Source organism: Hymenobacter sp. DG25B, assembly GCF_000801315.1.
Taxonomy (GTDB): Bacteria; Bacteroidota; Bacteroidia; order Cytophagales; family Hymenobacteraceae; genus Hymenobacter.
Genome location: NZ_CP010054.1, coordinates 3,696,748 through 3,709,027 on the forward strand (window position 1 = coordinate 3,696,748; position 12,280 = coordinate 3,709,027).

Consider the following 12,280-nt stretch of genomic DNA (forward strand, 5'->3'; position numbering starts at 1 on the left):
CTGCGGCCCGGCTGCCAAACAATTTACTTAGGAACGATGCCATACTCGAAAGTTACGCAAAGCGCTGCCGCAAGCGCCGCCATACGCTGAGTTTTGGCTGCACTTCTTCATAGTAGCCCTGCCCGTAGCCTTGGCCATAGCCGTAGCCGTAGCCATAGCCATACATTCCAGAAGCCTGAGCATCATTCAGAATGGTGGCCAGCCGGGTAAAGCCATTCGTCCGAATCAGCTTATTGATATTTTTCAGGAATGCTTTCTTCGAGTAATTAGCCCGCACAATGTAAATCGGCAGGTCGGCTTTGCGCATAATGAGGATACCATCCGTCACTAATCCTACCGGCGGGGTATCAATCATAATGACATCATATTGCTGATGTAGGTTGGCGAGCAACTCGTCAAACTTGGGACTCAGAATAAGCTCAGAAGGGTTAGGCGGCGTGGGTCCCGCCGAAATGAAATCGAGCGTTGGGATAGAAGTGTGCTGTATACATTCTTCCCAGCTATGCCGCTCAATCAGAATGGTGCTGATGCCTTTGATATTCTCAGCCCCAAAAGCCAGATTGACTTTTGGCTTGCGCATATCCAGATCCAGGATAACTACCCGCTGCTCCGATAGTGCAATAATGCCCCCCAGGTTTACTGCCACAAACGTTTTTCCTTCTCCGCTGACCGTAGAGGTAATGGAAATCAGGCGTTTCTTCTTTGAAGACGCCATAAACTCCAGGTTAGTCCGGATAGAGCGAATGGACTCTGAAATGGCTGACTTAGGGTTTTTATCGACAATCAGCTTGGACACTGCCAGCTTCTCTTTATCGTAGGTTGGAATGATACCCAGAACCGGGGCAATACAATTGTTTTCCAGCTCCCGGCTGCTGGTAATAGTATTGTGCATAAAATAGCGCACCGCTACTAAGCCCAGCCCTAGTACAATACCACCAGCTAGGCCAATAGCATACACTATCATCCGCACGGGAGATATAGGCTCCAAAGGCGCAGATGCCGGGGAAAGAATCTGGAAATCAGGCGTGGTTCCAGCTTTGGCAATGCTGAACTCCACCTTCTTATCCATCAACATCAGATAAGTTTTCTCGAATAGCTCGAAAGGACGACGTAGGCGCGCCAACTCTGTTTCGCGTTGAGGTAATACCTGCAACGCGGCATTAAACTGACCGCGCTGTTGATTAATGACGGCCATCTGGTCGCGGACTACCCGCAGGCTTTGCTGGAGCGCATCCTGCACGTTCCGTTGCGCGTATTCTACAGCTGCCTTTCGTTGCTGCACGGCTTCTGTGGCCTCGGTATTAGACCTCAGGACGCGGCGCAAATCCTGTTGCGCCATATTCAACTCGTTTATCTGCTGCGTCAGCACTGGATCCTGCAGCGTTACCAAGCCCGGGATACTTTGCTCAACGGTGGTATTTTCATCCCGGGTAAGCTGCTCACGCTGTACTAAACGGGACACGCCATTTAGTAAGTCCAGTCGCTGTTGCAGGGCCAGGCGCTCCTTTTCCTGCTCGTCCAACTTGCCCGTCAGCGTACCGACATCGGATTTTACGTCATAGGTTTTATTTGCCTTCACAAAGCGCTGCAGCGCTAACTCGGCCTTCTGCAAACTATCCCGGGTTACTTCCAGCTGCTCGTCCAGATACTGAAGCGTCTGCTGCTGCCCCAGAGAGTTTTTGGCTAGTTTCTCTACCAGATAAACTGTATCAATCCGGTTGACGATATCCTGGGCTTTGCGCGGGTTGTGATCAGCAAACGAAATACCAATGGTACTGGCATCAGGATTGATGATTTCAACCGTCAGGTTTTGATCAATGTACTGATTAATTGCTCCGTTATTATTGATAACAAAATGGTATTTACCACCTATAATATCTGTCCCTCCCTGAGGATTAACAGTAAGCGTTAATGAAATACCCGGCTTTGCGATACTGGTGCCTACCGTATATTCTCCGGCAAATTCCTCTCCCCTCAGCGCGTAAGAAAGAGTAAATCTATTCTTGTCAACAAATTGCACATTAAACCGAATTCCATAAAGACTCGGATCAGCAATAACATATTCCACATGGAAGGGTGAGGTCTTATAAAGCTCACTTTCCAGGACCGTTCCCTGTGCGTAGTAGTTCACGTCCAACTCCAGTGAATCGCGCAGTTGGCGGTAAATGAGGTTGGACTTAATCAGTTCCACCTCGCCCGACAGTTTGTTAAGGGTAAGACCGGACTCGCCACCCGCTATATTGGCACCCAGACCCAATGAGCCTGCCTCTTGTTTTTCATCTATTTTCAGAATAGAGGAAGAACGATAGACGGGCTTAGTGTACCGCAGATAAGTCCAGGAAGCCAGCAGACCCAACAGGACGAACAAGAGCATCCAGGGTAGGCTCTTGCGAACCACCATGACCAGCGTAGCCAGATCCAGCCCGCCGCCTTCTGCTTCCGCATCAGGTTCAATAGCAGTTGCAGCAGGTTGATTCCCTAAACTATTGCGAATCAGGTCTTCCAGTTCAGCGTTTTCGTTACTTGCCATTCCAGCTTTAGCGGTAAAAAGGAAAGCCCATCTTTTGCAATACTGACGTTAAATCCACTGCTCAGTTGTTATTCAGGTTGGCTATTAGAAAGACGGTGGTTATAACAGCCGTGAGCGTTGATAAAACAGGCGTTATGTCCGCCAATGCTTCTTTGAAAGGCCGGCGTACCGGCTCAATATAAATCACATCATTAGGCTGCACCTGCAAGTCGGCCCGGCGCATACCTTCAATAGTAGAAAGGTCTATTACCTGCACCTGCGGATTGTGTAGGTCACCTCTGATCAGCCGGATGTTGAAAGCTTTCCCTAGCCGGCCATTACTCCCGCCACCGCCGCTAGCGCCGCCGCCGCCATCAATGCCACCTGCAGCAGCCAATACCTCCAGCAGATTCATATTATCGTTGTACATGGGTACAATCCGCCCGCCTGGCGTTCCTAACACAAATACACGGCTGTTCGTGACCCGGGTACTTACAAAGGACTCTTTATAATAGGTATTATATTTTAGTTGCAGAATACTATCCGCCTGTAGCAGCGTAGCCCCGCTCACCTTCACATAGTCTACCATAGGTAATTTCACGCGGCCATCGGCCTGCACCAGAAACTGGGCGGCACCGGCGGGCTGGCTGCCCAGTTCCCCACCGCGGGAAATACCGCCACTACTGCCAGTCTGGTTACCGCTGCTACCCGATGTGCTGCCTCCTTGTACCGACTGGCTGCCGGGCGTGCCAAAACGCAGCTCGCCGTTGGGGTCCAGCAACCGCTCACCCCGGTTGGTATACACACTTACCTGAATGTAGTCGTTGGGACGGATAACGTAGTTTCGGCTCAGCTGCCCTACCAAGTTACGCAAGCGGCTGGTGTCCACCACAGCATTGCTGCCGGTAGTTCGGAACATAATATTTTGCCTGTAAGACTTGGAGGTAGAGCAGGAGCTGAGTATAGCGCCTTGCACCAACAGAACCCAAACAAGAAAACGTAGAGAAGCTATGCGCATGTAGGCTGGATAAGCCGGTGAAGAAAGAATAGAAACGTATGCCGAAAGCAGCTAATAAAGAGGCAATTTCACCTAAAAAACCTTCAAAGTTACCGAAATTGCGGCCCCTTTCAAAATCAGAGGCTTGATCAGGTTTGGCAGAGGCAAGTATAGCTGCTGTAAAAAAGCTACTTTCGCAAACCCAAAACCGGCCTTTTTCGGTTATCCCCTTACTTCCCACCCAAACGATTTACTACATGGAACTGGTAGCTACTGAAAACCAGACAATGATTGCCCAGATGGTGCGCGACTTTGGTGCCACCCACATCAAGCCGCACATGATGAAGTGGGACGAAAGCCAGGAATTCCCGGTGGAGGTGTTTCACAAACTGGGTGAGCTAGGTCTGATGGGCGTGCTGGTACCGCAGGAATACGGCGGCTCCGGCTTTGGCTACACCGAGTACGTAACGGCCATTGCGGAGTTATCAAAAATTGATGGCAGCATTGGCTTGTCCATGGCCGCGCATAACTCGCTGTGCACGGGCCACATTCTGCAGCATGCCTCCGAGGAGCAGAAACGCAAGTATTTGCCCAAGCTGGCCTCCGGCGAATGGATTGGTGCCTGGGGCCTCACAGAGCCCAACACCGGTTCTGATGCCGGCAATATGCGTACCGTAGCCATTGAGGATGGTGACCATTACGTGCTGAACGGCGCCAAAAACTTCATTACCCACGGCAAAAGCGGCAATGTAGCCGTGGTAATTGCCCGCACCGGTGAGGTAGGCGACTCCCGCGCCATGACGGCTTTCATCATTGAGCGTGGCACGCCCGGCTTTGCGGCTGGCCGCAAAGAAGATAAACTGGGCATGCGCGCTTCCGAAACCACGGAGCTGATTTTCACTGATTGCCGTGTACCCAAGGAAAACATCATTGGCACAGTAGGCGACGGCTTCGTGCAGGCGCTGAAAGTGCTGGACGGTGGCCGCATCAGCATTGCGGCCCTGAGCCTGGGCATTGCGCAGGGTGCCTACGAGGCCGCGCTACAGTATTCCAAAGAGCGCTACCAGTTCAACCAGCCTATTTCCAGTTTCCAGGGTATCTCCTTTAAGCTGGCGGATATGGCTACTGAAATTGAAGCCGCTGCGCTGCTCACGTACCGCGCCGCTGATATGAAGGACCGGGGCCTCAACGTGAATCGTGAGTCGGCCATGGCGAAGCTGTATGCTTCGGAAGTATGTGTGCGGGCGGCTAATGAAGGCGTACAGATCTTTGGTGGCTACGGCTATACAAAGGATTATCCGGCCGAGAAGTACTACCGTGACTCTAAGCTTTGCACCATTGGCGAGGGCACTTCTGAGATTCAGAAGCTGGTAATTGCCCGCACCTTGCTAAAGTAGAAACCTTGATTGGGCCAGTTTTAGCCGGATTTCACTGATTGGCACAGCCCTAGCGCGACTTACCACGCAGGAAATTCTGTGGAATCATTTCAAATCATTGAAATCTCTGCTTATCTTTGCCCCCCTCAATCCAGGAATAGTTTTCAAGCTCACTGAATATATGATCATCGTCCAAATCAAGGAGAACGAGTCGGTTGACCGTGCACTTAAGCGTTTTAAGAAGAAGTTTGAGCGCACCGGCGTGCTGAAAGAGCTGCGTCGTCGCACGTTCTTCCAGAAGCCTTCTATCACGAAGCGCAAGCAGAAGATTAAGGCTGCCTATAAGCAGACGATGTACGGCAACGAGGCGGCTAACTAAACTAACCGCCCCTGTTGAACGGAACATAAAAACCGTCTGATTTGCTCTCTGGAGCGAATCAGACGGTTTTTTCGCGTTCGTACTTTTCGAAATAATTCCATACATTGGTTGTCCGGCCCCGTTGGCTGGCAGTAGCCCGCGTATGGAATTATTTTTTGACTATTTACGGTTCGAGCGACGCTTCAGTCCCCATACGCTGGTGTCTTATCAAACAGATTTGCGGCAGTTTGCCGAATATCTGCACACCACCTATGAGCTGGAAAAACCCGCACAGGCAGATCATACCCTGATTCGCTCGTGGATTGTGACTTTAATGGAGCAGCAGCGCGACCCGCGCACGGTAAACCGCAAAATAGCCTGCCTGCGCTCCTACTATAAGTTTTTGCTGCGTACCGGGGTCATCAGCAAAAACCCCATGCTGCGCATCACCTCACCCAAAGTGGGCAAGAAGCTGCCCGATTTTCTGCCAGAAGACTCGCTCAATGGCCTGCTCAACTCCTTTGCGTTTCCGGACACCTTTGTAGGCGTGCGCGACCAGCTGATAATGGAGCTGCTCTACGGTACAGGCATCCGCCTTTCTGAGCTACTAGGCATCCGGCACGATGATGTAAGTCTGCCGGCCCGCACGGTGCGCGTAACCGGCAAAGGCAACAAGCAGCGGGTGGTGCCGCTCAACCCTACCCTGTTACAAGTACTGGAGCGCTATATAGCGTTAAAGCAACACGAATTTGGCAGCGGCGACAACGCCCGCGGCGTCCTGCTCGTTACCAATAAGCAAGAACCGCTCTATGAAAAGTTCGTGTACCGTACCGTAAAGCACTATTTGGGGCAGATTACCACGGCTTCCTCGCAACAGCACCCACACGTGCTGCGGCATTCCTTTGCCACGCATCTGCTGGGGAAAGGAGCCGACCTAAATGCTATTAAGGAGTTGCTGGGACACGCCAATCTGGCGGCCACGCAGGTATACACGCACTTGTCTATTGATAAGCTGAAAGCGGTTTTTGAAAAGGCCCATCCAAAGGCCTGAGTTGTTCCTTTTTTCTTACTCCCAAACCCCACAATCGATGAAAGTACAGACGCAATCGGTGCACTTTAACGCCGACCAGAAACTGCTCGATTTCATCCAGAAGCGCCTCGACAAGCTCGAAACCTTCTACGACCGTGTGACCGAAGGTGAAGTTATTCTGCGCCTGAATAACAAGGATGGTATTTCTAATAAGACCGTCGAAATTAAGGTTCACGTGCCGGGCACTACGTTGTTTGCCCAGGAAGATGCGGGTACGTTTGAAGCAGCCGCTGATGCTGCCGCCGATAGCCTGAAACGGCAGATTACCCGGTACAAAGACAAAATGGTGAGCCACTAGCCCACCCTTGCCATTTGGCCATAAAAAAAGCCCCGTCTGATAGCTCAGGCGGGGCTTTTCATTTGCTGGAGACGGCGAGTATTACAGCCCAAACTCAGCTTTAATTTTATCCACGTAGTCGAGCTTTTCCCAGGTAAAGGTTTCGAACGTCTTCACCTCCCCGTTGCGCATAGTTACCTGCTTGGTGCCGGGGCGACGACCCAAATGGCCATAAGCGGCAGTATCGCCAAAGATGGGGTTCTGCAGGCCGAAGCGCTTCACAATAGCATAGGGGCGCATATCGAACAGCTTGTTCACCTTCTCGGCAATTTCCCCATCGGTGAGGGGCTGGCCATTGGCGCCTTTCACTTTGGTAGTGCCGTAGGTAGTTACATAGAGGCCCACGGGCTGGGCTACGCCAATGGCGTAGGCCACCTGCACCAGAACTTGGTCAGCTACGCCGGCCGCCACCAGGTTTTTGGCAATGTGGCGGGTAGCGTAAGCCGCGGAGCGGTCTACTTTGGAAGAGTCCTTGCCGGAGAAAGCCCCGCCACCGTGGGCACCTTTGCCGCCATAGGTATCCACAATGATTTTGCGGCCGGTCAGGCCGGTGTCGCCGTGCGGGCCACCGATGACGAACTTGCCGGTGGGGTTGATGTGGTAGGTAATCTGGTCGGTGAAGAGGCGCTGCACTTCCGCGCCGAGGCCGGCTTTCACGCGGGGAATGAGGATGTGGCGGATATCTTCGGATATCTGCTTCAGCATTTTCTCCTCCGAGGCATCAAACTCATCGTGCTGGGTACTCACCACAATGGTTTCAATGGCCTGCGGCGTGTTATCATCGGCGTAGCGAATAGTCACCTGCGATTTGGCATCAGGGCGCAGGTAAGTCATTTCCTGCCCGGCTTTGCGGATACGCGCCAACTCTTCCAGCAAGCGGTGGGAAAGGTCCAGGGCCAGCGGCATGTAGTTTTCCGTCTCGTTGGTAGCGTACCCGAACATCATGCCCTGGTCGCCGGCGCCCTGCTCTTCGTCTTTGGCGCGCTCCACACCCTGGTTAATGTCCGGCGACTGCTCGTGCAGGCGGTTCATCACCTCGCAGGTATCGGCGTTAAACAGGTATTCCGGCTTGTTGTAGCCAATGCGGCGGATTACCTCGCGGGCAATGGGCTCGGCGTCTACGTGCGCTTTGGATTTGATTTCGCCGGCTACCAGCACAAAATCCGTGGTAACGAGGGTTTCGCAGGCAACCTTGGACGCAGGGTCCTGACGCAAATACTCGTCAAGGATAGCATCAGAAATCTGGTCGGCTACTTTATCGGGATGACCTTCCGAAACGGACTCGGAAGTAAACAGGTACGACATCAGCTTATGAGATAGAAGTGCGCGAGAGGCCGGTAGCCCCTGCCCTGCCCAAAGCACTGGTGGGCGGGCCGCAAAGCTACGAGTTTTATGCAAGGCAGGAAGCATGTAGAAACATCAGAAAGGCCCGGGCCGGCATATTCCCTGCTCTTGGCGGCCCCAGCCGGCTGTTTGCCGGATAGTATCTTCCCTGATTATCCGTGTATCTTCCGCCCTTTATTCCTTTCCCTTCTTTATTCTTTCTTTCCCAATGCTCCGGCACTTCTATTATTTAGCTTGTATCACCTTATTGGCCTTCGGTATTTCAATGCCTATGGCCCGGGCCCAAACCTTTCAGCCGGGATATTTGGTACGCGCCGCGGGTGATACCGTGCGCGGAGAGCTGGAAAACGCTTACTGGCAGGATGCCCCCGCTACTATCCGGTTCCGAAACCAGGGGCAAACAGCCCTGCAAACACTGTCTACCCGCTCCTTACAGGCATTTGGGCTGAGCGGCGTGCGCCACTGGCGCACCCAATACCTGACGTATGATGCCGCCGCGGAAAGCAACCCCTCCTACCTGCAAACCGATGCGCCCCGCACCCGCTTCGTGACGGACACCTTGGTGACGGAAGTGCTGGTGCAAGGCCCCATCACGCTGCTGGCGGCTTTCCGGGGAACTACCCCGCACTATTTTTTGCTGCGCGACGGGCAGAAGCCCCTGGAGCTGGTAGACCGCCGCTACCAGTACACCGGCCCGGATGGGCGGCGCTACCTCAGCCGGGTGAATGACTACCGTGAACAGCTCCGGGGCTTCCTGCCCACCTGCCCGGAGGTAGCTCCCCGTATCAGCAGACTGCCCTACGATGAGAAAGCCATAATCCGGCTGGTGCAGCAGTATAATACCACCTGCCTGGGCCAGACCATAGCCGCTACGCCAAACACCGGGGATAAGCCCAAAGGCCAGAACCGCGTGCGGCTGGACTGGGGCGTGCAGGCCGGCGCCGCCTATACCAGCACCACCGCCAAGGATGGCAAAACCGCCGATAACCAGTACGCCTCCGTAACCGGACCGCAGCAGTACGAGGTACTGCCCCTGGAGAAGCGCTACCTGTCTGATGCCAAGCTGGAACAGGGGCTGCGCCCGGTGGTGGGCATTTATGCCGATGTGCTGTTTCCCGGCCGGCGCCTGGCCCTGCACACCGACGCCAGCTTTCGGAAAATGCAGGACTATCAACAGGAGTTTGCCACGGGCAAAGCGGGCTACCCAACCAAGACCTATCGGTTGAGCGGCTCACAGACAAACCTGCAGATAGGCATTCGGGCCCTGCGGCCCCTGCCAACCGGGCAGTTTTTGGCGGGCCTGGGCCTGGCCATGAGCTTTAATGCCCTAAAGGAAAACGAAAGCGCCTACCCGGGTGCTACCGACCTCACGTACAACGGCACACCCCTGCGCAGAAGCGTGCAGCTGGACTACCCGCACGAGCAGGTGGGCCTGTACGCGGAAATTGGCTACCGGTGGCAGCGCCTCACTGCCCTGCTCAGCTGGCGCTACCAGGAAGGCCTGCTGGACGACCGCACGGCTATTGAGTCAGTAGTGGTAGAAAAGTCGACCAATGCCCTTAGTTTGTACCGCACCCGGGAATACAACCTGCGCAGCCACCTGGCAGTGTTTAGCCTTGGCTTTCGGCTGAATAAAAACACCGATTGAGAAACCTGGTATAGATGCCAAAGCAAACACCCCGGCGCCTACTGGCGCCGGGGTGTTTTTGTAAAGAAAGCAATGATTTTAGCGGCTGGTTTGCCCGGCCGGGGGTGCCGTGGCGGCAGGCTTCAGATTGGTGTCAAAAAGCTTTAAAATGCGCTTGTACTCATCGGTCCACGAACTGGGCTCTACAAAACCGTGGTCTTCCACAGGGTACACGGCCAGCTCCCAGTTTTCCTTTTTCAGCTCAATGAGGCGCTGCGTGAGGCGGACAATATCCTGGAAGTGCACGTTGGTATCTACCATGCCGTGGCACATGAGCAGGGCACCTTTCAGGCCGCTGGCGTAGTAAATAGGCGAAGAGCGCACGTAGGCCAGGCTATCGGAATAGGGCTCGTTGAGGATATTATCGGTGTAGGCGTGGTTGTAGTGGGCCCAATCGGTAACGGAGCGCAGGGCGGCCCCGGCTTTAAATACTTCGGGCTGGGTGAACATGGCCATGAGAGTAATGAAGCCGCCGTAGCTGCCGCCATAAATACCAATGCGCTGGGGGCTGACGCCGTACTTTTCCGTCAGCAGCTTGGCCCCGTCTACCTGGTCGGTGAGGTCTTTGCCACCCATATAGCGGTAAATGCCCGTGCGCACGTCGCGGCCGTAGCCGGCGGAGCCCCGGTAGTCAATATCCAGCACGGTGTAGCCCTGGTCGGCCAGCAGGTTATGGAACATGTACTCCCGGAAATACAGGCTCCACCACTTGTGGGCGTTCTGCAGGTAGCCCGCGCCGTGCACAAACACCACGGCCGGCCCCTGCGCCTGCGGTGACGCCGGACGGTACAGGCGGGCATACACCTGCTGGCCGTCGCGGGTGGGAATGGTAATTACCTCCGGGTCGCGCCAGGCGTAACTTTCAAACTCCGGAGTGGTAGAGTGCGTGAGCTGGCGCATGGAGGCACCGGGCTTGTTGGGCATCACATACAGCTCCCAGGGCTTGTTGGTGTAGCTGTAGCGTACGGCCAGGGTTTTCTCATCGGGGGAGAGGAAAATTTCGCTGGCCCCGGGGCGCGTGGTGAGCTGGATAAGCGGGCCACCCTGCACGGGCATGCGGTAAGCCTGCTGCTCGCCGGGGGCCGTTTTGTTGGCCGTGAGGTACCAGGTTTTCTTGTCGCGGCTCAGGCGGGCATTCTGAATTTCAAACGTCCCGCTGGTCAGGGCCTTTTTCTGGCCGCTGGTAACATCCATTGTGTAAAGGTGCGAATAGCCGGTTTCCTCGCTCTGAAACCAGATATGCTGATTATCCGGCAGCCAGCCCACGGCGCCGGCCTCGTAGCCAATGCCGGGGCCATTTATCCAGGCATCATCATGCTGGCGGTCCAGTAGCTTTATTTTCTGGGTGGGCGCGTCCAGAGCTACAATCCAGCGGTCCTTGTTATCGGTGGAGCGAATGACCAGGAATGCGTGCTTCCCGTTCTCCGACCAGAAAGGCCCATAGGGTATTACGCGGCGCAGCTCGGTGGCGGGCTTTTCTTTTTTGGTTTTGCTGGAATCGGCAGGCTGCGGGGCTTTGGCAGTAAGCTGGTATTCCTTGCGGTAAGCCGGCTGCTCGTCCAGGCCCTGCAGGTCGCGGTAGCCCAACACAAACGTAGTGTCGCGCCCAATATCATACAGCCCCAATTCGTAGGCCGTTTGGGCCGAGCCCACTTTGGTGCGGGTGGATAAGTCCTCCGTAAAGCCAGAGGTGGTCACGAAGCTGGGCACCACGGCCACTTTGCTGCTGGCGGGTTCCTGGACCAGGGTGTAGGTTACAAAACGGCCATCGGGACTGAGCTGCAGATTCTCCACGGTTTTGGTACCGAGATAGATGGCTTTGGGGCGCAGACGGGCTAGGGCCTTCTGCTGCCGCTCGCGGGCTTTGGCGTCCTGCTCCCGCTGCTGCAGCACCTCAAACAAGGCCAGCTGCTGGGCCTTTAGGAATTTCTCCGATTTATCGGTGGGCTGGGCGCCGGGTGGCTTGGTACCGCGGCGGAAGTCGGTGCGCTGGGTGGTTTCGCCGGTGGCGGGGTCCCAGGTAAACAGGTTGCCGTTGCGCGTGTAGCTCACCAGCTGGCCCTGCAGGGCAAAGCGGGGCTCTGTTTCCCGCTCCGCCGTGTTCGTCACGCGGCGGCTCTTCATCGATTTCAGCTCCAGTAGATAAATATCTCCCTCCTTTTCATACACTTTGCGCGTGTAGTTCTGGTTGTAGGCGCCAGTGGCCGCCGGCAGCTCGCGCTGCTCCCGCAAGCTGACCTTGCGGGGCATGCCGCCGCCCGGCGCTACTGCGTAAAGGGAATCGCGGCGGGCTTTCTCCGGGTTCCAGTTGAAATAGATGCGGCGGCCGTCCTCACTCCAATACACATTGGTAGGCGAGCTACCCAGCCACTGCGCTGGGTCGCGCATGATTTTCTCAACGGTAAGCGGGGCCAGCCCGGTTGTAGGGGCAGTTTGCGCCAGGCCGGCCAAAGGCAGCAGGCTCAGCAGCGAAAAAACAGAAAAACGCATAGACCAGGTAAAAGCAAAGACAGACTGCAAACTACACCCTCGGGCGCCAATGACAAGGCCCGGCCGCCCGGCGTTGCAAAAACGGCCGGCGT

9 protein-coding genes are annotated in these 12,280 nt (G+C 55.1%); 5 read left to right on the top strand and 4 right to left on the bottom strand.

The window, feature by feature from the left end; genetic code table 11:
• Positions 1 to 52: 52 nt before the first annotated feature.
• Positions 53 to 2,530 carry a GumC family protein gene (locus tag PK28_RS15950; protein ID WP_048826159.1) on the bottom strand — a complete coding sequence of 826 codons (2,478 nt, stop codon included), beginning with the start codon at positions 2,528 to 2,530 and terminating at the stop codon, positions 53 to 55.
• Positions 2,531 to 2,591: 61 nt separating this feature from the next.
• Positions 2,592 to 3,428 (bottom strand): polysaccharide biosynthesis/export family protein, encoded by an 837-nt coding sequence (locus tag PK28_RS15955; protein WP_048826160.1) that lies wholly within the window; start codon positions 3,426 to 3,428, stop codon positions 2,592 to 2,594.
• A 335-nt stretch (positions 3,429 to 3,763) separates the two neighbouring features.
• Between PK28_RS15955 and PK28_RS15960 the strand changes: the two genes are divergently transcribed.
• From PK28_RS15960 to hpf, 4 genes are all read left to right on the top strand, one after another.
• On the top strand, positions 3,764 to 4,903 hold the full coding sequence (locus tag PK28_RS15960; protein WP_044515624.1) for an acyl-CoA dehydrogenase family protein: 1,140 nt from the start codon (positions 3,764 to 3,766) through the stop codon (positions 4,901 to 4,903).
• A gap of 160 nt (positions 4,904 to 5,063) precedes the next feature.
• On the top strand, positions 5,064 to 5,261 hold the full coding sequence (rpsU, locus tag PK28_RS15965; protein WP_044517381.1) for a 30S ribosomal protein S21: 198 nt from the start codon (positions 5,064 to 5,066) through the stop codon (positions 5,259 to 5,261).
• 199 nt (positions 5,262 to 5,460) lie between these two features.
• Positions 5,461 to 6,291: a tyrosine-type recombinase/integrase gene (locus PK28_RS15970; RefSeq protein ID WP_316931944.1), complete on the top strand. Its 831-nt coding sequence runs from the start codon at positions 5,461 to 5,463 to the stop codon at positions 6,289 to 6,291.
• Between the two features lie 37 nt (positions 6,292 to 6,328).
• A complete protein-coding gene (gene hpf / locus PK28_RS15975; RefSeq protein WP_044515627.1) occupies positions 6,329 to 6,628 on the top strand; it encodes a ribosome hibernation-promoting factor, HPF/YfiA family in 300 nt (99 codons plus the stop codon).
• A gap of 81 nt (positions 6,629 to 6,709) precedes the next feature.
• Here hpf and metK read toward each other — a convergent pair whose 3' ends face one another.
• Positions 6,710 to 7,972 (bottom strand): methionine adenosyltransferase, encoded by a 1,263-nt coding sequence (gene metK / locus PK28_RS15980; RefSeq protein ID WP_044515628.1) that lies wholly within the window; start codon positions 7,970 to 7,972, stop codon positions 6,710 to 6,712.
• A 310-nt stretch (positions 7,973 to 8,282) separates the two neighbouring features.
• Here metK and PK28_RS15985 point away from each other — a divergent pair, with 310 nt between their 5' ends.
• A complete protein-coding gene (locus PK28_RS15985) occupies positions 8,283 to 9,659 on the top strand; it encodes a hypothetical protein (protein WP_156126433.1) in 1,377 nt (458 codons plus the stop codon).
• Between the two features lie 78 nt (positions 9,660 to 9,737).
• Here the strand turns inward: PK28_RS15985 and PK28_RS15990 are convergent, their stop codons facing one another.
• Positions 9,738 to 12,188, bottom strand: a complete 2,451-nt coding sequence (locus PK28_RS15990; RefSeq protein ID WP_044515631.1) for a S9 family peptidase — start codon at positions 12,186 to 12,188, stop codon at positions 9,738 to 9,740.
• Between the last annotated feature and the right edge of the window lie 92 nt (positions 12,189 to 12,280).

What these genes read in the sequence shown, in the direction of transcription:
- PK28_RS15950 (WP_048826159.1), bottom strand. Translation starts at nt 2,530, where the DNA reads ATGGCAAGTAACGAAAACGCTGAACTGGAAGACCTGATTCGCAATAGT.
- PK28_RS15955 (WP_048826160.1), bottom strand. Translation starts at nt 3,428, where the DNA reads ATGTTCCGAACTACCGGCAGCAATGCTGTGGTGGACACCAGCCGCTTG.
- PK28_RS15960 (WP_044515624.1), top strand. Translation starts at nt 3,764, where the DNA reads ATGGAACTGGTAGCTACTGAAAACCAGACAATGATTGCCCAGATGGTG.
- rpsU (WP_044517381.1), top strand. Translation starts at nt 5,064, where the DNA reads ATGATCATCGTCCAAATCAAGGAGAACGAGTCGGTTGACCGTGCACTT.
- hpf (WP_044515627.1), top strand. Translation starts at nt 6,329, where the DNA reads ATGAAAGTACAGACGCAATCGGTGCACTTTAACGCCGACCAGAAACTG.
- metK (WP_044515628.1), bottom strand. Translation starts at nt 7,972, where the DNA reads ATGTCGTACCTGTTTACTTCCGAGTCCGTTTCGGAAGGTCATCCCGAT.
- PK28_RS15985 (WP_156126433.1), top strand. Translation starts at nt 8,283, where the DNA reads ATGGCCCGGGCCCAAACCTTTCAGCCGGGATATTTGGTACGCGCCGCG.
- PK28_RS15990 (WP_044515631.1), bottom strand. Translation starts at nt 12,188, where the DNA reads ATGCGTTTTTCTGTTTTTTCGCTGCTGAGCCTGCTGCCTTTGGCCGGC.